This is a genomic window from Streptomyces sp. NPDC052101, from assembly GCF_040680235.1.
Lineage (GTDB): Bacteria > Actinomycetota > Actinomycetes > Streptomycetales > Streptomycetaceae > Streptomyces.
Genome location: NZ_JBFAWH010000007.1, coordinates 101,365 through 119,363, shown reverse-complemented (window position 1 = coordinate 119,363; position 17,999 = coordinate 101,365). Strand labels below are relative to the sequence as shown.

At 71.4% G+C, this 17,999-nt stretch carries 16 protein-coding genes; 9 read left to right on the top strand and 7 right to left on the bottom strand.

Annotation, left to right across the window (positions count from 1 at the left end; all coding sequences use genetic code 11):
- Window positions 1-4 precede the first annotated feature (4 nt).
- Both AB0L75_RS15340 and AB0L75_RS15335 read left to right on the top strand, forming a co-directional pair.
- Window positions 5-1,024 (top strand): ABC transporter ATP-binding protein, encoded by a 1,020-nt coding sequence (locus AB0L75_RS15340; protein WP_365180904.1) that lies wholly within the window; start codon window positions 5-7, stop codon window positions 1,022-1,024.
- A gap of 24 nt (window positions 1,025-1,048) precedes the next feature.
- Window positions 1,049-1,846: a maleylpyruvate isomerase family mycothiol-dependent enzyme gene (locus tag AB0L75_RS15335; RefSeq protein WP_365180901.1), complete on the top strand. Its 798-nt coding sequence runs from the start codon at window positions 1,049-1,051 to the stop codon at window positions 1,844-1,846.
- A gap of 67 nt (window positions 1,847-1,913) precedes the next feature.
- Here AB0L75_RS15335 and AB0L75_RS15330 read toward each other — a convergent pair whose 3' ends face one another.
- The 6 genes from AB0L75_RS15330 to AB0L75_RS15305 form a co-directional block, all read right to left on the bottom strand.
- Window positions 1,914-2,597, bottom strand: coding sequence for an LAETG motif-containing sortase-dependent surface protein (locus AB0L75_RS15330; RefSeq protein WP_365180898.1), 684 nt, complete (start codon window positions 2,595-2,597; stop codon window positions 1,914-1,916).
- A gap of 188 nt (window positions 2,598-2,785) precedes the next feature.
- Entirely contained in the window at window positions 2,786-3,193 is a 408-nt protein-coding gene (locus AB0L75_RS15325; protein WP_365180895.1) for a VOC family protein, read from the bottom strand.
- Between the two features lie 120 nt (window positions 3,194-3,313).
- The gene (locus AB0L75_RS15320) at window positions 3,314-4,795 is read right to left on the bottom strand and encodes a hypothetical protein (RefSeq protein WP_365180893.1); all 1,482 of its coding nucleotides are present in this window, start codon (window positions 4,793-4,795) and stop codon (window positions 3,314-3,316) included.
- Entirely contained in the window at window positions 4,777-5,517 is a 741-nt protein-coding gene (locus AB0L75_RS15315) for an ATP-binding cassette domain-containing protein (protein WP_365180890.1), read from the bottom strand. Before AB0L75_RS15315 ends, AB0L75_RS15320 begins: the two co-directional genes overlap by 19 nt.
- Before the next feature lie 201 nt (window positions 5,518-5,718).
- Entirely contained in the window at window positions 5,719-7,101 is a 1,383-nt protein-coding gene (locus tag AB0L75_RS15310) for an aspartate aminotransferase family protein (RefSeq protein ID WP_365180887.1), read from the bottom strand.
- Window positions 7,086-7,604 carry an Lrp/AsnC family transcriptional regulator gene (locus tag AB0L75_RS15305; RefSeq protein WP_365180884.1) on the bottom strand — a complete coding sequence of 173 codons (519 nt, stop codon included), beginning with the start codon at window positions 7,602-7,604 and terminating at the stop codon, window positions 7,086-7,088. Before AB0L75_RS15305 ends, AB0L75_RS15310 begins: the two co-directional genes overlap by 16 nt.
- Before the next feature lie 170 nt (window positions 7,605-7,774).
- Here AB0L75_RS15305 and AB0L75_RS15300 point away from each other — a divergent pair, with 170 nt between their 5' ends.
- Complete coding sequence (locus AB0L75_RS15300; RefSeq protein WP_365180881.1) at window positions 7,775-9,214, top strand: gamma-aminobutyraldehyde dehydrogenase; 1,440 nt, start codon at window positions 7,775-7,777, stop codon at window positions 9,212-9,214.
- Window positions 9,215-9,359: 145 nt separating this feature from the next.
- Here AB0L75_RS15300 and AB0L75_RS15295 read toward each other — a convergent pair whose 3' ends face one another.
- Window positions 9,360-10,364, bottom strand: coding sequence for an aldo/keto reductase (locus tag AB0L75_RS15295; RefSeq protein WP_365180878.1), 1,005 nt, complete (start codon window positions 10,362-10,364; stop codon window positions 9,360-9,362).
- A gap of 140 nt (window positions 10,365-10,504) precedes the next feature.
- On the opposite strand from AB0L75_RS15295, the gene AB0L75_RS15290 reads away from it, so the two are divergent.
- The 6 genes from AB0L75_RS15290 (at window position 10,505) to AB0L75_RS15265 (ending at window position 17,994) form a co-directional block, all read left to right on the top strand.
- The gene (locus tag AB0L75_RS15290; RefSeq protein ID WP_365180876.1) at window positions 10,505-11,353 is read left to right on the top strand and encodes a helix-turn-helix transcriptional regulator; all 849 of its coding nucleotides are present in this window, start codon (window positions 10,505-10,507) and stop codon (window positions 11,351-11,353) included.
- A gap of 103 nt (window positions 11,354-11,456) precedes the next feature.
- Window positions 11,457-12,650: an extracellular solute-binding protein gene (locus AB0L75_RS15285; protein ID WP_365180873.1), complete on the top strand. Its 1,194-nt coding sequence runs from the start codon at window positions 11,457-11,459 to the stop codon at window positions 12,648-12,650.
- Between the two features lie 80 nt (window positions 12,651-12,730).
- On the top strand, window positions 12,731-13,117 hold the full coding sequence (locus AB0L75_RS15280) for a hypothetical protein (RefSeq protein WP_365180870.1): 387 nt from the start codon (window positions 12,731-12,733) through the stop codon (window positions 13,115-13,117).
- A gap of 45 nt (window positions 13,118-13,162) precedes the next feature.
- A complete protein-coding gene (locus AB0L75_RS15275) occupies window positions 13,163-15,709 on the top strand; it encodes a sigma-70 family RNA polymerase sigma factor (protein ID WP_365180867.1) in 2,547 nt (848 codons plus the stop codon).
- Window positions 15,706-16,965 (top strand): hypothetical protein, encoded by a 1,260-nt coding sequence (locus tag AB0L75_RS15270; RefSeq protein WP_365180864.1) that lies wholly within the window; start codon window positions 15,706-15,708, stop codon window positions 16,963-16,965. Before AB0L75_RS15275 ends, AB0L75_RS15270 begins: the two co-directional genes overlap by 4 nt.
- A 66-nt stretch (window positions 16,966-17,031) precedes the next feature.
- Window positions 17,032-17,994, top strand: coding sequence for a hypothetical protein (locus tag AB0L75_RS15265; RefSeq protein WP_365180861.1), 963 nt, complete (start codon window positions 17,032-17,034; stop codon window positions 17,992-17,994).
- The last annotated feature ends 5 nt before the right edge of the window (window positions 17,995-17,999 follow it).

Sequence of the window (17,999 nt, the reverse complement as noted above, 5' to 3'; positions counted from 1 at the left end):
GGTGATGCTGCTCAGCCTTGCTGCCGCGACCGTGCGCTTCGGCGGGCGGGCCGTGCTCGACGCGGTCGATCTCGATGTCGCCGAGCACGAGGTGGTGTGCGTCCTCGGACCCAGCGGCAGCGGAAAGTCGACGCTGCTGCGGGCGGTCGCCGGGCTCCAGCCGCTGGACTGCGGGCAGGTGCTGCTGGACGGCCGCGACCAGTCGGGCGTACCCGCGCACAAGCGGGGCGTCGGCCTGATGTTCCAGGACCACCAGCTCTTCCCGCAGCGCGACGTCGGCGCGAACGTGGCCTTCGGGCTGCGGATGCACGGTGTCGCCAAGGGCGAACGGGGCGCCGAGGTCGGGCAGTTGCTGGAGCTGGTCGGGCTGCCGGGCGCCGCCCGGCGGGCCGTGGCCTCGCTGTCCGGCGGTGAGCAGCAGCGCGTGGCCCTCGCCCGCGCGCTCGCCCCCCGGCCCCGGCTGCTCATGCTGGACGAGCCGCTCGGCCAGCTCGACCGCTCGCTCAGGGAGCGCCTCGTGGTCGAGCTGCGGGAACTTTTCGGCCGGTTGGGTACGACCGTGCTCGCCGTCACCCACGACCAGGGGGAGGCGTTCGCACTCGCGGACCGGGTGGTGGTGATGCGGGACGGGCGGATCGCGCAGTCCGGCACGCCCCTTGAGGTCTGGCAGCGGCCCGCCGACGCGTTCGTGGCCCGCTTCCTCGGCTTCGAGAACGTGGCCGAGGCGACCGTCGTCGGTACGGCGGCCGACAGCCCCTGGGGCAAGCTGCCGGTGCCCGACGGCTCCCCGCAGGGCGCCCGCACCCTGCTGGTCCGGCCCGCCGGGGTACGGCTCGTGGCGGCCGCCGCCGGCCTGCCCTGCACGGTGACCGCCCGCACCTTCAAGGGCACCCATGTGGCCGTACGCCTCCAGGCGGCCGACGGGCCGCGCCTGGAGGCGGCCTGCGCGCTGCGGGACGCGCCGGAGGTGGGGGACGCGGTCGGGGTGGAGTTCGACGTGGCCGAGATCGTCGTGCTCGGGTGATCATCCGCCCTTTAGGGTGGGCCCATGACGCTCCTCGCACACGATCGCTACTGTGACGAAATCGCCCACCAGGTGGGCCAGTTCAGGGCCCTGGTGGCCTCCGGGGCCGATCTGTCGGCCACCGTGCCGACCTGCCCGGAATGGACCCTGGAACGGCTCGTACGGCACATGGGCGGCGCCCTGCGCTGGACGGCCACGCTGGTCCGGACCCGGGCCCAGGAGATGATCCCGCACGATCAGGTGCCGCTCGGCGAGGGACCGGAGGCCGAGGGGGACGCCGCGGCCCTGGACGCATGGCTCGCGGAGACCGGCGAGCTGGTCGTCGGGGCGCTCCGCGAGGCCGGTCCCGAGGCCGAGGTGTGGTCGTGGACCGGCATGGCCACGAGCGGGTTCTGGGCCCGCCGGATGACCCACGAGATCACCATCCACCGTGCGGACGCCGCGCTCACCGTCGGGGAGCCCTACGAGGTCGCGCCCGAGGTCGCCGCCGACACGCTGGACGAGTGGCTGCAGCTCGTGGAGTGGGTGCAGCGCTCCGGGACGCGCGAGTGGGGCAAGGAGCTGCGCGGCCCGGGCCGCAGCATCCATCTGCACGCCACCGACGCCGGCCCGGACCTGAACGCCGAGTGGCTCGTCGAGCTGGGCGAGGACGGCGTCAGCTGGCGGCGCGGGCACAAGAAGGCCACCGTCGCCCTGCGCGGCCCGCTCACCTCCGTGCTGCTCGGTTTCTACGGCCGGGTGCCGCTGGACACCCCCGGTCTTGAGGTCCTCGGCGAGCGTGAGCTGCTGGAGTTCTGGCTGAAGCAGGCCACCTTCGGCTGAGACGCGACCGCGGCCCGTCCCCTGGGGATAGGGGGACGGGCCGCGGTGCGGTACGAAGGGCGGGGCGTCAGCCGTTGCCGCGCGCCCCACGACGGCGCATGCCGAAGTAGACCGCGCCGCCGCCGACGACGACCAGCGCGCCCGCGATGCCGGCGATCAGGCCGGTGTTGGAGCTGGCGCCGGTCTCGGCGAGGTTCGAGTGACCGGCCGCCGGGGAGGGCGCGTTGCTCGGCGCGCTCGCCGGGGCGGAGCTGGGCCCGGAGGCCGACGGAGCGGGGGTGGCCGGGGAGGACTTCGTCGGCGTCGGCGTCGGCTTCGAGGAGGCCGGCGCGGTCGGGGTCGGGCTGGCGGTCTTGCAGGCGGTGGACGGGGTCGTCAGGCCGGGCTGGATGTCCTCGTCGACGATGTTGGCCGCCTTGATGTGGACGCGGTACGTCGCGTTCGGCTTCCACTCCTCCGGGAAGCTGACCGGAGTGCCCTGGGCCGAGCCCTTGACCTCCTGCTCGCCCACCTTGGTCTCGACACCACCGCTGTTCGTGGCGAACACGGTGATCTTCGCCGGGGTGCCGGAGGCGTCCGTGTCGGTGACGACGATGACGCCCTTGTCGCCGTCGCACTTGGCTTCGGCCTTGAAGTCACGGATGTTGCACGCGAGCGCGGTGCTGGACAGACCCAGCACCACCGCGGCCGAGGCGGAGGCAACACCCAGGATGCGCACGGAACGGCGTGCGCTGCGGCGAGTTATGGACACGTTTGTCCTTTACAGAGTGCATAACTGCGGGGGGTTGATGAGGAGTTGGGACGACGGATGAGGTGAGGTCCCAACCTCCCCAAGAGGCTCACAGGTTTATAAGCGCTCCGTAAGTAGTGTCAATGCATATGCCGCCAACGGGTGTTGGCTTTACCTGCTTATTAAGCACCGTGACGTTTGACGCAGGGTCAGCCCTGCACGGCGGCCGGGTCCATCCACATGACCTCCCAGGTGTGGCCGTCGAGGTCGTCGAAGGCGCGGCCGTACATGAAGCCGTGGTCCTGGGTCTGGCCGGTGGGCGTGCCGCCCGCCGCGATCGCCTTGTCGACCAGCTCGTCCACCTTCTCGCGGCTCTCCGCGCTCAGGCAGACGAGCACCTCGCTGGTGGTGGTCGCGTCGGCGATCTCCTTCTTGGTGAAGGTCGCGTAGAACGGCTTGGTCAGCAGCATCGCGAAGATGGTGTCGCTGATCACCACGGAGGCGGCGTTCTCGTCGCTGAACTGCGGGTTGATCGAGTAGCCGAGTTCCGTGAAGAACTTCTTCGAGGCGTCGAGGTCGTTCACGGGCAGGTTCACGAAGATCATCTGCTGGTACATGGGGTCTCTCCCGTGGTGGTTGGTGCTGGGGTCAGCGCGTTCGGTGGGTAGACCGGGGGCCCCGCGAGAACTCATCGGTCGCCGGAGAGTTTTTTTCGGAAGGGCGCCGCGACGGGCCGCTCAGCGGTCCACGGGGAGTGCCGCCAGGGCGGCGACGAGGAGGGTGAGCGGGCCGAACAGCGCCAGCAGCGCGGCCGCGCGCAGGGCCGCGGCCGCGCGCAGCGTCGAGACCGGAGCGCCGAGCCGGAGCAGCGCGGCGGTCGTGTCGGCCCGGCACTGGCGGGTCTCCACGGCCGCGGTGAGCACGGTGGCGACCGTGCAGCCGGTGACGAGCAGCGCGCCGAGGGTGGTCAGCGGGCCGAACGCCGGTGCCGAGCCGGCGTACAGCGTGATCATGGCGTAGCCGGCGGACGTGACCGCGCTGACGACGCCCAACGGGCGCCCGATGCGGGTGGCTTCCGTCATCAGGACCCGGCCGGCGAGGAGGCGGAGGGCGCCGGGGCGGGTGCACTGCAGGAGCAGGCCGCACAGGTGGGTCAGGCCGGGGGCGGCGAGGACCAGGCCGGTGGCGGTGAGGAACCAGCCGGCGAGCACGGTGACGTTCGAGCGACCGGCGTAGGACTGGACGGTGAGGCCGGTGGTGAGCAGGGCGATGCCCCAGGGGAAGCCGGCGGGGGTGCCTCTGGGGGGCTGTGCGCCGAGGTCGGTCCAGTCCGCGTCCGGGGCGGGGAGCTCGGGCGGGGGCGCGCCGTCCACGGACTGGCTGCCGCCCTGACCGCCGCCCTCGGCCGACTGCCCGCCGTCCCCCATGGACTGCCGGTCGGCCGCGGTCGGTCGATCGCCCGCGGACTGCCGGCCGTCTGCCTTCTCCCGGCCGTCCGCGGTCCGTCGGTCGTCCGCGGTCCGTCGGTCGTGCGCGGTCGGTCGGTCGTCCGCGGCGTGCGGGTCGTCCGCGAACTGCCGGTCGGCCGCGGCCTGTCGGCCGAAGCGGGCGCCGAATCTGCCGTACGCGCCGAACGTCTCCCGGGCCACCGCCTGGCCGTACGCCCCGAAGCGGCCGAACTTGTGCGGGCCCGGGGCGGAGGGGAGGGGCTCTTTGGGGTGCAGTGCCACGGCGACCGTCGCCGAGGCGAAGGCCGGGAGCAGGGCCAGCAGGGTCGCGGCCGCCGGGACGGGAAGGGGCCGGCCCGCCGCCAGGAAGTCCGCCGCCGCGCCGTCGAAGGGCATGCCCGTGAGGTCGCCGCGCAGATGCAGGAAGACCAGCAGGGCCAGCAGCGAGCCCAGAGCGCAGGACAGGGCCGTGGTCAGCGCCGAGACCGCCATCAGGCGCGCCGGGCCGAGGCCCACGGCGGACAGGCCGGGGCGCGGCCGGGTGCCGGGGTCGGTGCGGGCGACGGCGAGCGCGAAGTACACCGTGGCGGCGAACGGCACCGCGCACCAGGCCAGCCGCAGCGCGGCGGCGTCCGCCTGCTCCGGGTGGTTCAGGGCGTAGCCGAGGCAGGCCAGCATCAGGAAGCCGGTGCCGCCGGCCGCCGCGGTCACCAGCAGGCGGCGCAGCTGGACGGCGGGCCGGGCCGCACGGGTCAGACGGAGAGCGAGCACGCGGCCCGGCCCTCCTTGTCCGGGACGTCCGGCAGATACAGGGTGCGCACGCTCCGGCCGTCCAGCAGGGCCACGCTGCGGTCGGCGAGGGCGGCGGTGTCAGGGTCGTACGTGGCGAGCAGCACGGTGATGCCGTGCGAGCGGGCGGCCGTGATGAGCGTGCGCAGCACATGGGTGCGGTCGGCGCGGTGCAGCGGTGCCGTCGGCTCGTCGGCGAAGAGGACCATGGGGGCCTGGGCCAGCGCCCGGGCGAGCGAGACGCGCTGGCGCTCGGCCTGCTGGAGTGCGTGCGGGCGGTTGCGGGCCTTGTCGCCGATGTCGAGCCGCTCCAGCCACTCCAGCGCGGCGACCTTGGCCCTGCGGCGGGGGGCACCGCGCAGCATCAGGGGGAGGGCGACGTTCTCCCAGGCGTTCAGCTCGGGAACCAGGACCGGTGTGGGGTCGATCCAGCCGAAGCGGTCCCGGCGCAGCCGCTCGCGGCGCATCGGGCCCAGGGTGTGCAGGGGGGTGCTGTTGAACCACACCTCGCCGGTGCGCACCGGCAGCAGGCCGGACAGACAGCGCAGCAGGGTCGTCTTGCCGCTGCCGCGCGGCCCGATGACGGCGAGGATCTCGCCCTCGCGCACGGCGAGCGAGACCCCGGCGAGTCCGGGCGACCCGTCGGGGTGCCTGAAGTGCAGCGCGCGTGCCCAGAGCACGTCGTTGTCCGGCGGGGCCTCCATGGGCGTACACCTCGGTTCTGATCCGCTTGTCCCGTGCCTGTTCCCTCGTCCGGGGGAACGAACGCTGGGCTGATCGGTCACTGGAACGCTAGGCAGCCGGTACCGGAGGGCCGGACAGCACACGGCCCCGGGCCGCCGTTCTCACTCGAACGGGGGCACCGGGGCCGGTGTTGATCATCCAGAAGGATCATCGGAGGATGATCAGAGCTTCGTCCACGCCTCCGTGAGGGTGGCGCGCAGGATCTGCTCGATCTCGTCGAAGGTCTCCTGGTTGGAGATCAGCGGCGGGGCGAGCTGGACGACCGGGTCGCCGCGGTCGTCGGCACGGCAGTACAGGCCGTTGTCGAACAGCGCCTTGGAGAGGAAGCCGTACAGGACGCGCTCGGTCTCCTCCTCGTTGAAGGACGCCTTGGTGTGCTTGTCCTTCACCAGCTCGATGCCGTAGAAGAAGCCGTTGCCGCGGACGTCGCCGACGATCGGCAGGTCGTGCAGCTTCTGCAGGGTCTGCAGGAAGGCGCCCTCGTTGTCCAGGACGTGCTGGTTGAGGTTCTCGCGCTCGAACAGGTCGAGGTTGGCGAGACCCACGGCCGCGGAGACCGGGTGGCCGCCGAAGGTGTAGCCGTGCAGGAAGGTGTTGTCGCCCTTGTAGAACGGCTCGGCGAGCTTGTCGGAGATGATGCAGGCGCCGATCGGGGAGTAGCCCGAGGTCATGCCCTTGGCGCAGGTGATCATGTCCGGGACGTAGCCGAACTTGTCGCAGGCGAACATCGTGCCCAGGCGGCCGAAGGCGCAGATGACCTCGTCCGACACGAGCAGCACGTCGTACTTGTCGCAGATCTCGCGCACGCGCTGGAAGTAGCCGGGCGGCGGCGGGAAGCAGCCGCCGGCGTTCTGCACCGGCTCCAGGAAGACCGCGGCGACGGTGTCCGGGCCCTCGAAGAGGATCTGCTGCTCGATCTGGTCGGCGGCCCAGCGGCCGAAGGCCTCCGGGTCGTCGCCGAAGAGCGGCGCGCGGTAGATGTTGGTGTTCGGCACCTTGTGCGCGCCCGGGACGAGCGGCTCGAACGGCGCCTTCAGACCCGGCAGACCCGTGATGGACAGGGCGCCCTGCGGGGTGCCGTGGTAGGCGACGGCACGCGAGATGACCTTGTACTTGGTCGGCTTGCCCTGCAGCTTGAAGTACTGCTTGGCGAGCTTCCACGCGGTCTCGACGGCTTCGCCGCCACCGGTGGTGAAGAAGACCTTGTTCAGGTCGCCCGGGGCGTAGTCGGCGAGGCGCTCGGCCAGCTCGACGGCCTTCGGGTGGGCGTAGGACCACACCGGGAAGAAGGCCAGCTCCTGGGCCTGCTTGAAGGCGGTCTCGGCGAGTTCCGTGCGGCCGTGACCGGCCTGGACCACGAACAGACCCGCGAGACCGTCGAGGTAGCGCTTGCCCTTGTCGTCGTAGATGTAGGTGCCCTCACCCCGGACGATGGTCGGGACGGGGGAGTTCTCGTACGAGGACATGCGGGTGAAGTGCATCCACAGGTGGTCGTACGCGGTGCGGCTGAGGTCCTTCTGGGTCACGGTTATCGGGTTCCCCACATGTAGGTCTGCTTCTTCAGCTTCAAGTAGACGAAGCTCTCGGTGGAGCGCACACCGGGGAGCGCCCGGATGCGTTTGTTGATGACGTCCAGCAGGTGGTCGTCGTCCTCGCAGACGATCTCGGCGAGGATGTCGAACGAGCCCGCGGTCATCACCACGTACTCGACTTCCGACATGCCGGTCAGCGCGTCCGCGATCGACTCGACATCACCCTCGACATTGATGCCGACCATCGCCTGCCTGCGGAAGCCCACGGTGAGCGGGTCCGTGACGGCGACGATCTGCATCACGCCCTGGTCCAGCAGCTTCTGGACGCGCTGGCGCACGGCCGCCTCCGACAGGCCGACGGCCTTGCCGATCGCGGCGTACGGCCGGCGGCCGTCCTCCTGGAGCTGCTGAATGATGGCGAGGGAGACGGCATCCAACGTCGGGGTGCCGTTCCTGGACTCGCGGGACGAGTCCCTCTGGTCTGCGCTTCGACTGGCCACGACCTCACTGTGCACGACGTCTCGACAGTTTCGCAAGGCCCAAGCGATGAAATTCGTTGTTTGGGACTTCCAGTCTTGCGGATTTCGCAGAAGTGGTGGTGTCGGGGGTGTTGAAAACGTGGGCCTGACGACTAGGGTGGGTGTCTCAGTGATTGGACAGTGAGAACCAGATCAGGAGGCCGGCAGTGAGCACCGAGCTGCGTCGTCTGCGCAACCACATCGACGGTGAGTTCCGGGACGCCGCCGACGGACGGACCACCCAGGTGGTCAATCCCGCGACGGGCGAGGCGTACGCGACCGCGCCGCTGTCCGGGCAGGCGGACGTGGACGCCGCCATGGAGGCCGCTGCCCGCGCCTTCCCGGCCTGGCGCGACACCACCCCCGCCGAGCGGCAGAAGGCACTGCTGAAGATCGCGGACGCGTTCGAGGAGCGCGCCGAGGAACTGATCGCGGCCGAGGTGGAGAACACGGGCAAGCCGACCGGGCTCACCCGCTCCGAGGAGATCCCGCCGATGGTCGACCAGATCCGCTTCTTCGCGGGCGCGGCGCGACTGCTGGAGGGCCGCTCGGCCGGCGAGTACATGGAGGGGATGACCTCGATCATCCGCCGTGAGCCGGTCGGCGTCTGCGCCCAGGTCGCCCCCTGGAACTACCCGATGATGATGGCGGTGTGGAAGTTCGCCCCGGCCATCGCCGCGGGCAACACGGTGGTCCTGAAGCCCTCGGACACCACCCCGGCCTCCACCGTCCTGATCGCCGACATCATCGGCTCGATCCTGCCCAAGGGCGTCTTCAACGTCATCTGCGGCGACCGCGACACCGGCCGGCTGATGGTCGAGCACGACACCCCGGCGATGGCCTCCATCACCGGCTCGGTCCGCGCCGGCATGTCCGTCGCCGAGTCCGCCTCCAAGGACCTCAAGCGGGTCCACCTGGAGCTGGGCGGCAAGGCCCCGGTCGTCGTCTTCGAGGACACCGACATCGCCAAGGCCGTCGAGGACATCTCCGTCGCGGGCTTCTTCAACGCCGGCCAGGACTGCACGGCCGCCACCCGCGTCCTCGTCCAGGAGTCCATCCACGACGAGTTCGTGGCCGCGCTCGCGAAGGCGGCCGCCGAGACCAAGACCGGCCAGCCGGACGACGAGGACGTCCTCTTCGGCCCCCTGAACAACCCGAACCAGCTCCAGCAGGTCTCCGGCTTCATCGACCGCCTGCCGGCCCACGCCAAGGTCGAGGCGGGCGGCCAGCGGGTCGGCGACAAGGGCTACTTCTACGCCCCGACCGTCGTCTCCGGCCTGAAGCAGGACGACGAGATCATCCAGAACGAGGTCTTCGGCCCGGTCATCACCGTCCAGTCCTTCACCGACGAGGACCAGGCCGTCCAGTGGGCCAACGGCGTCGAGTACGCCCTCGCCTCCTCGGTATGGACCAAGGACCACGCCCGCGCGATGCGCATGTCCAAGAAGCTCGACTTCGGCTGCGTGTGGATCAACACCCACATCCCGCTGGTCGCCGAGATGCCCCACGGCGGCTTCAAGAAGTCCGGCTACGGCAAGGACCTGTCGGCGTACGGCTTCGAGGACTACACGCGGATCAAGCACGTGATGACGTCCCTGGGCGAGTAACGCTCCGCTGGGTTCGGCCGCTTGTCGGCCGCGGGCGCGTGGGGGCTGGTCGCGCAGTTCCCCGCGCCCCTGGGGAGTTGGTCTGCTACGGCGTCGGCAGCGCGGCCCCGGACGGGCTCACCTACCCGTCCGGGGCCGCGCTGTGTCACTCGCCCGCCATGAACTCCAGCTCCTGCTCGGTTAGTTGGAGGCTGGCAGCCTGCTCCCAGTCCGCCATCTGCCCCGGGTGCCGCGCCCCCGCGATCGCCCCCGTGACGCCCCTGCGGGCCAGCACCCAGGCGATCGCCACCGACCCCACCGTCGTGCCGTGCGCCGCCGCGACCGTCCGCAGCCGGTCCACCGTACGGAGGCTGCTGTCCAGGTGGGTCGTGAAGTCCGGGTGGGTGCGGCGCCAGTCGGACGGGTCGAGGGAGGCCAGCCGCTCCCGGGTGAAGGTCCCGCTGAGCAGGCCCGAGTGGAGCGGCTGGTAGGGGATCACGCCGGTGCCGTGGTCGGCGGCCCAGTCGATCTCCGGCTCGGCCGAGCGGTTGAGGAGGGACAGCGGGGGCTGGACCGCGTCGACCGGGGCGATGCGCTGCGCCGCCGCCAGCTGCTCGGGCGAGTGGTTGGACAGCCCGATCGCCCGTACCTTGCCCTCGGCTTTCAGGTCGGCCATCACCTGCCAGTACTCCTGAAGCGGGGTGGCCTGCGCGTCCTCGGGGGGCTCGGTGCCGTCCCAGTTCAGGGACGCGCCGGTGTCCGGCCAGTGCACCTGGTACAGGTCGATCGCCTCCACGCCGAGCCGGCGCAGCGAGTCCTCGACCTCGCGCCGTACGCTGTCGGGCTGCATGATCCGGCGGGGTGCCGCAGCCGGGTTCTCCGGGTCCCAGACCAGGCCCACCTTCGTGAAGACATACGGCCGGTCGGCCGCGGGAAGTTCGGCCAGCGCCTTGCCGACCACCTCCTCGGAGTGGCCGAGCCCGTACACGGCCGCGGTGTCGATCCAGTTGACGCCCAGCTCGACCGCCCGGTGCACGGTCTCGATCGACTGCCGGTCGTCCTGCGCACCCCAGGTGAAGCGCCAGCCGTCGCCGCCGAACGTCCAGGCACCGAGCCCGATCACGGAGATGTCCAGGCCGGAGGAGCCGAGGGGGCGGAGGGGGAGAGTCATCGTCGTACGTCCTTGTCACGCTTGTCGGTTCGCTGACGTCCACAACTCTGCGCGCCCCGGACCACCCCCAACAGGCAAGCTTTATAGGGGGGAAAGACTTGACCACCCATCTTCGCCGCGGGCGCTGAATACTCGAAGACATGACGACACCCGGCGAACGGCGCACCGAACTCAGTCAGTTCCTCAAGGCCCGGCGGGCCCGGCTCACCCCGGCCGACGTCGGCCTGGCCGCGTACGGACCCCGGCGCGTGCCCGGGCTGCGGCGCGAGGAACTGGCGCAGCTGGCCGGGGTCAGCGTCGAGTACTACGTACGCCTGGAACAGGGCCGCAACCCGCACGTCTCGGACTCCGTCCTGGAGGCCGTCGGCCGGGCGCTGCGCCTGGACCCGGCCGAGCGGACGCATCTGCGCAACCTGGCTCGGCCCGACCGCGCCCTGCCGGACGCGGCACCGGCCTGCGCGGCGGTACGGCCCTCCCTGCGCCGGCTGATCGACGCCCAGCCCGGCCCCGCCTACGTCTGCGGCCACCTCACTCAGGTGCTGGCCTGGAACCCGCTCGCCGCTGCGGTCTTCGGCGACTTCGCCGACGTACCGGAGGACCGGCGGACGTTCGCGCACCTGATCTTCCTCGATCCGCCCTACCGGGACCTGTTCGCGGACAGCTGGCGGGCGAAGGCGGAGGCGACGGTGGCCTTCCTGCGGGTGAGCGTGGGCCGCTATCCCGACGATCCCGCGCTCGCCTCCCTCATCGGCACGCTCGCCATGAAGAGCGAGGAGTTCGCCGCGCTGTGGGCCCGCCAGGACGTGGCGGACAAGGGCCCCGGCCGCTACACCCTTTGCCATCCGCTGGTCGGGCCGCTCGCCCTGGACTTCGAGGTGCTCCACACGCCCGAGCCCGGCCAGGTTCTCGTCAGCTATCTCCCGGCGCCCGAGCCGGGCGCGGCCGAGGCGCTGGGGCTGGTGGGAAGCTGGGGGCCGGCCGAGGCGTGAGCGGTGGGTGACCGGCGCTGATCGACAAGGTGTCGGACAGGCGGGGGCATGCTCGACGCAGCGTCGATTGTCCGTCCGGCGGGCGGGCGGGCATCCTTCCGGGGTGCCCCTGACTTCCTCTCGTACGTCCGCGATGTCCCGCCGTTCCCTTCTGCGCGCCCTCGGCGGCACCGCCGCGCTCGGCGCCCTGGCGGGCTGCGGGGTGCCCGCCGCCTATGTCGCGCCCGGCGACCGGGCCGTCGCCGATGACTCCGCGGCCGACAAGAAGCTGACCTGGGCGAACTGGCCGCTGTACATCGACACCGACGACAAGAACCCGAACCGGCGCCCCACGCTGGACACGTTCGTGAAGCGCACCGGCATATCCGTCGACTACGCCGAGGAGATCAACGACAACGACGAGTTCTTCGGCAAGATCAGCCCCGCGCTGATGAACCATCAGTCGACCGGCCGCGACCTGATCGTCATCAGCGACTGGATGTGCGCCCGTTTCGTGCGCCTCGGCTGGGTGCAGCAGATGGACCGCGCCCACCAGCCGAACGTGGCCGAGTACCTGGACCCGCTGCTCCGATCACCGGCCTTCGACAAGGGCCGTCTCTTCACCGTCCCCTGGCAGTCGGGCATCACCGGAATCGCCTACAACCGCAGGAAACTCGGCCGCGAGATCCGGCACGTCAAGGACCTCTGGGCCGGCGACCTCAAGGGCCGCGTGACCCTCCTGTCCGGCCTGGACGAGTCCTTCGCGCTGCTCATGCAGGGCGACGGCGTGGACATCACCCGGTGGACGGCGGACGACTTCCACCAGGTCTGCGACCAGGTGGAGCGGCAGGTCCACCGCGGGCAGATCCGCCGCTTCACCGGCAACGACTACACCAAGGACCTGGTCAGCGGCGACGTGCTGGCCTGCCAGGCCTACTCGGGCGACGTCATCCAGCTCCAGGCGGACAACCCCGACATCCGCTTCGTCGTGCCCGAGGAGGGCGCCGAGCTGTGGTCGGACTCCCTGATGATCCCCAACCGGGCCCGCCACAAGGCCAACGCCGAGCGCCTGATCGACTACTACTACGCCCCCGAGGCCGCCGCGAAGCTCGCCGCCTGGGTCAACTACGTCTGCCCGGTCCCGGCCGCCAAGGAGGTCCTGGCGGCCTCGAAGGACAAGGACACGGCGGCCCTCGCCGACAACCCGCTGATCTTCCCCGACACCACGATGCGCAAGCACCTCGCCATCGCCCGCGACATCACCTCCACGGAACGGGTGGAGTTCGCCAAGCGCTGGAACAGGATCGTGGGGCTCTAGGCGGTCGTCCGCGCCCTGCGGACGTGCGTGGGCGGCCTTCTACCGTGGAGGGCCGTACGAGTCCGAAGGGGGCCTGGAACATGTCGGTATGGGGGCTGGTCATCGAGACGACCGTGAGTTCCGGTGATCGTAAGCATGTCGAGGCTTGTGTGGTGGCGCACGTCCACGGATCCCGTGCCGAGGCGCTCGCGGAGCTGGAGCGGCGGGCCCGGAGCTATGCGCCCGAGCACCCCCGAAGCCCCCGGCGCCGTCGGCTTCTTCGGGAGGGAGACGGGTTCCTCCTCGTCGTCGACGGGGCGTGGCAGTCGTTCGCCACCCGGTTCACGGTGGCGGAGCTGCTGGAGGACTCCGCCGCGGATGAACCGGTGGGGCAAGTTGAAGAGGTTGAGGACGTCGACGACGTCGAGAAGTACGCCGACGGGGTGCCGGTGAAGCCCGCCTGGCTGGGGCGCAACGACCTGTCGTGAGCGTGTGTCCGGCATACGATGGCTTGCCGTACCAAAGGGGGAGCCGTGGACCGAGCTGAAGTCGGCGCACTCGTCCGGGCGGCCGTGGACGGCGACACGGCAGCCTGGAAGGCGCTGGTGGAAGGGCTGAGCCCGCTGGTGTGGTCCGTTGTGCGCGCGCACCGGTTGCCCGACGCGGACGCGCACGACGTCTACCAGAAGGTGTGGTTCAGCTTCGCTCGGCACGCCTCGCGGATCCGCGAACCGGACAAGGCCGGGGCCTGGCTGGCGGCCACCGCGCGCCACGAATGCCTCAGGGCGCTCAAGGGAATGCCGCGACCGGCCCCGGCCGACGAACCCCGGACGCCCGGCCGAGTCGACGAGGACCCTGTGCCCGACGCGGCGTTACCCGACCCCGAGGGGGCGGCCGCCGAGGGCGAGCGGGTCCGGCAGCTGTGGGAGGAGTTCGAGCAACTCGGGGAGCGGTGCAGGCAGTTGCTGCGCCTGCTTCTGGCCTCCCCGCCGCCCAGCTATCGGGAGATCTCCGTCGCACTGGGCATCCCCGTCGGCAGCATCGGACCGATGCGCCAGCGCTGTCTGCGCCGCCTTCGCGCCCGCCTCGACGCCAGGCACACCGGTCGTGACGCCGGGCCCGGCAGCCCTGCCGACCCGGCCGCTCCCGAACCGCCCGCACCCCAGTGCAACTTCACCGCCGGTCCTCCCGCCCCCGCACCGCAGGACCTGCCGGAGCCGCGCGTCCGGGACACTCGGCGTCCTGGTGAAGGCGCGCGGAGCGCCGCACCGCCCGGCCCCTACGAACTCAACCGGCTTGTCACCGTGGTCGGCCTGCTGGAGGAACCCGAAACGCTCGACGAGCCGGATCTCCTGGTCGCACCGGACGAGTTCACGCTCGACTACGTCCCACCGGCCTGGTACAGCACGGACGCGGGGGACGAGCCGCATCCCGAGCCGCCGGCACCAGCACCGGCACAGGCACAGGTACCGGGACCGGTACCGGGACCGGTACCGGCGAGTGCTCCCCCCGTCCCACAGGCGCCGCCAGGGTGGCCGCCGGCCTCGGCGGGCCCGCCGCAGCCCTTCTTCGTTCTGCCGCCCCCGGACGCGGCCCCCGCAGGGCCCGCCTCGATGGAACCCCGGTCGCTGGTCGCCGAGTTGGTCGAGCAGACCTCGCCGGGCCGGGTCGTACCGCTGCATGTGCAGATCGTCCAGGGCGGTGAAAGAGGCGCGCCCCTGCGCTCGTTCCGCCTCCCGCCGGCCGGGGCGCAGGTGATCGTCACCCTGCACGCTCCCGGTCTGGAGGCCGTCGACGACCTGCACCAGGCCCTGCACGTCATGCCCGGCGTGGACTCGGACGTCCTGCTCTTCAGGCTCAGAGCGTCGAAGCCGGGGCTGCACGAGGTGACGGTCCGGGCGTTCAGGGGCGGCACGTTCCTCGGCGAGGTGATCTGCCAGATGTCGGTCGGGCACGGCCAGATCACCAGGGACGGCCCGCAGCGCCACGCGCCGCTGGCCTCCGTGGCGTTCGATCCCGGAGAGGTCACGCTCCAGGTCCTCAAGGAGGACGGAGCCGGCGCCTACAGCTTCCAGCTGATCAGCGAGACGTTCTACGCACGTGAGGTCGTCGACTTCCGGGGCGGCGACCCCCGCAAGGGGTCCGAGGCCATCTACGCCGAGCTGAGGAAGGCCGCGAAGGCCGCGGCGGGCGGCGGAGGGGGCAGGGACGCCTCCTGGCTGTCCGGCCGGCTGAAGAGCCAAGGCGTGGAGCTGTGGAAATCCGTGGTCCCGCAGCGCGTCCAGAGCCAGTTCTGGGCCGAGGTCGACCAGGTCACGGCCTTCACCGTGCTGGGGGAGCACGACATCGTCCCCTGGGAACTGCTGTATCCGTTGAACGAGGGACACGAGGACCGGGGCTTTCTCGCGGAGTGGCTCCCCGTGGTGCGCCGGGTGCACGGGCAGGACCGGGTCCGCAGCCTGAGACTGCCGCGCGTGGCGTATGTGGTGCCGCCCGGCTCGCCGGACGACGCGGGCGAGGAGGTGACGTCCCTGCGGGCGCGTCTGGGCACGACGGTGTCCGACGCGGGGGTGCTGACCGACGGTGCGGCGCTGACCGCGCTGATCGAGGGCGGGCACGCCGGTCTGCTCCACTTCGCCTGCCACAACGCCTTCACCGGCACCGGCTCCTGCGTGACCATGGCCGACGGACCCTTCGACCCCATCGAGCTGGCGTCTGCGGTACAACTGCGCACCCTGCGCCCCCATCGCCCGCTCGTGTTCTTCAACGCCTGCCGCAGCGCGGGGGAGATCGAGTGGTTCGGCGAGAGCCTGGGCTGGGCACCCCAGTTCCTCAACGCGGGGGCGGGCGCGTTCGTCGGCACGCTCTGGCCCGTACGGTCACGGTCCGCGCTGCAGTTCGCCGAGACCTTCTACGACCAGTTGATCACCCGTCGGCAGCCGCTCGGCAAGGCCTCGCTCCTGGCCCGGCAGACCACGCGCGACCAGCATGCCGGCGATCCGACCTGGCTGGCCTACGCCGTGTACGGCAGCCCGGCAGCCACGGCACACATCGCGGAACCGAGGGAGAGCAGTACGTGAAGGATCCGGTCTTCGTCATCCACGGAGTCGCCCAACGCGACCCCGACGAGTTCACCGCGTCCGTGTCGGCGCTCGCCGCGGCGTCCGGCGTCGACATGGTTCCCGTCCACTGGGGCGACCTGGGCGCGCAGGAGCGGTTCATCGACGCCGCGCTGCCCGCCTACCCCGGCCGCCACCGGGACACCCTGCGCGACGGCGTGGAACCGGACGGCGAAGCATCGGCGGACGTTCTGGCCGAGCCCCTGCCGGATCTCCTGCCGGATCTCCTGCCGGACCCCGTGGCCGCCGCGCTGTTCACCGACGCGATCGACGAGACGCGGCAGCTGTCGCAGGTCGAGGCCGCCGTCCGCGCACAGCTCGACGCACCGGACGATGCGCGGGACGAGGGGCAGGGGCTGCGGGACGGTGGCGGCGGCTCGCCGCTCGATGCCGATCAGATCATCGAGTACCTGCGGGAGGCGTGGGCCGACACCGAGTGGCTGTGCCGTACCGGCGACGCGCGGTTGCTGCGCGAGACGGGGCGTTCGCTGGCCCGGTCGCTGCTGGACGAGGCCGAGGCCGAGGCCGACCGGGACGACCCGTACGACGGTCTGCGCGGTGGCGGACCCGGCGGACCCGGCGGGCACGACCGCGTCCGCACCCTGGTGCGCCGCCGGCTGGCCGATCTGGACCGGGTCGCGGGCGCGGCCGTCCAGGCGGTGGGCGCGCGCCTGAACCACGCCGTGCGGAGCCGGTTCGGGCCCGGCACCACCCGCTTCCTCGGTGATGTGCTCGTCTACCAGCGTCACCGGGACACCATCCACGCCCGGGTGCGCCAGGTCATCGACGAAGTCCACCCCGACCTGGGGCGCAGTGCCGCTCGCCCGGTGCGCGTCGTGGCCCACAGCCTCGGCGGTGTCATCGCCGTCGACATGGCCACGGCCACCGTGCCCCTGTGGACCGAGTCCCTGGTGACGTTCGGTTCCCAGGCGGCCTTCTTCCACGTCTGCGATCCCCGGGGAGGACAACTGACCCCCTACGGGGGCACCGTGCCCGTTCATCTCCCGGCTTCCCTGAACCGCTGGACCAATCTCTGGGAGCCCCTGGACGTGCTGGCCTTCGCCGCCGCCAAGGTGTTCCGGCTGCACGACGGAACCGCCCCGGTCGACCTCCCCGTCAGCCATCGGGCCGGCACCGGGATGTGGACGCACTCGGCGTACTGGAACCTTCCCTACGTCGCCTCGGTCATCGGTGACGTCATGCGCTGGGACGGCTGATTTGACGCATGGCTGACCAACGGCCCTTGCTCCTACGATGGAAGTCACCGTCGGGGGAGGGTGGACGTGACGAGCAGCACGCCGCAGGGGGCCGGGCGCCGCCTGGAGAACGCGATCGCCTGGACGCTACGGAACCTGGACGGGGTCATCGCCATCGCCGTCGCCCTGGTCGTCGGGGCCATGGACGTCTTCAGCCAGAGCATGGACCCCAACATCGTCTCCGGCGCCACGCTGCTGGTGCTGGCGGCGCTGGTGTACGGCTCGCTCACCGAGCGCCGGCGGCGGATGGCCGACCTCCGCGTCGCGACGCAGGGAACCAGCCGGGCCATCGAGGACCTGGCGATGGTGCGCGCGCTCTCCGGGGCGGAGACCGCGCTCGCCCACGAGCAGGCCCGGCGTACCACCAGCCGCTGGGTGTTCAAGGGCGGCACCGGCACCTATCTGCGGGCCGTGACGCTGCCCGAGTGCATGCTGGAGGCACAACGCCAGCGGCGCTCCCTCAGCATGAAGATCGACATCATCAATCCCGCCGACGACCAGGTGTGCGCCGCGTACGCCCGGTTCCGCAGCACCTTCGGGCCGGGGCCCGGCGGCGGCGTCGCCGAGTGGACCGTCGAGCGCACCCGCAAGGAGGCGTACGCCACCGTCGTCGCCGCGAGCTGGCACCGGCAGCGGCTGGACACCCTGGAGATAGACGTCCACCTGTCCTCGGTCGCACCGGCGCTCCGCTTCGACCTCTCGGACACCTGCCTGATCATCACCCAGGACGACCCCAGCCGGGTCAGCCTCTACGTGGAGCGGGACCGGCCGCTCTACGACTACTACGTCACCGAGCTGCACCAGAGCCGCGAGCAGGCGGTCAAGCTCGATCTGCGCGAGGCCGTCCCCCTCGCCGACGAGCCCACCGTCGACGAGGTCAGACGCCTCCTCGACCGGCTCGGCCTGCCACTTCCGTCGAGCTTCAGCGATCGTGACGTCGGCGACATCATCGACAAGGCGCTGCGCGCGGAGAATCCGTACCGCAGGTGAGCGCC

Excerpts from the sequence above, each read along its gene's own strand:
- AB0L75_RS15295 (WP_365180878.1), bottom strand. The coding sequence starts at position 10,364 with ATGACTCTCCCCCTCCGCCCCCTCGGCTCCTCCGGCCTGGACATCTCC.
- AB0L75_RS15280 (WP_365180870.1), top strand. The coding sequence starts at position 12,731 with ATGTCGGTATGGGGGCTGGTCATCGAGACGACCGTGAGTTCCGGTGAT.
- AB0L75_RS15290 (WP_365180876.1), top strand. The coding sequence starts at position 10,505 with ATGACGACACCCGGCGAACGGCGCACCGAACTCAGTCAGTTCCTCAAG.
- AB0L75_RS15340 (WP_365180904.1), top strand. The coding sequence starts at position 5 with ATGCTGCTCAGCCTTGCTGCCGCGACCGTGCGCTTCGGCGGGCGGGCC.
- AB0L75_RS15325 (WP_365180895.1), bottom strand. The coding sequence starts at position 3,193 with ATGTACCAGCAGATGATCTTCGTGAACCTGCCCGTGAACGACCTCGAC.
- AB0L75_RS15335 (WP_365180901.1), top strand. The coding sequence starts at position 1,049 with ATGACGCTCCTCGCACACGATCGCTACTGTGACGAAATCGCCCACCAG.
- AB0L75_RS15315 (WP_365180890.1), bottom strand. The coding sequence starts at position 5,517 with ATGGAGGCCCCGCCGGACAACGACGTGCTCTGGGCACGCGCGCTGCAC.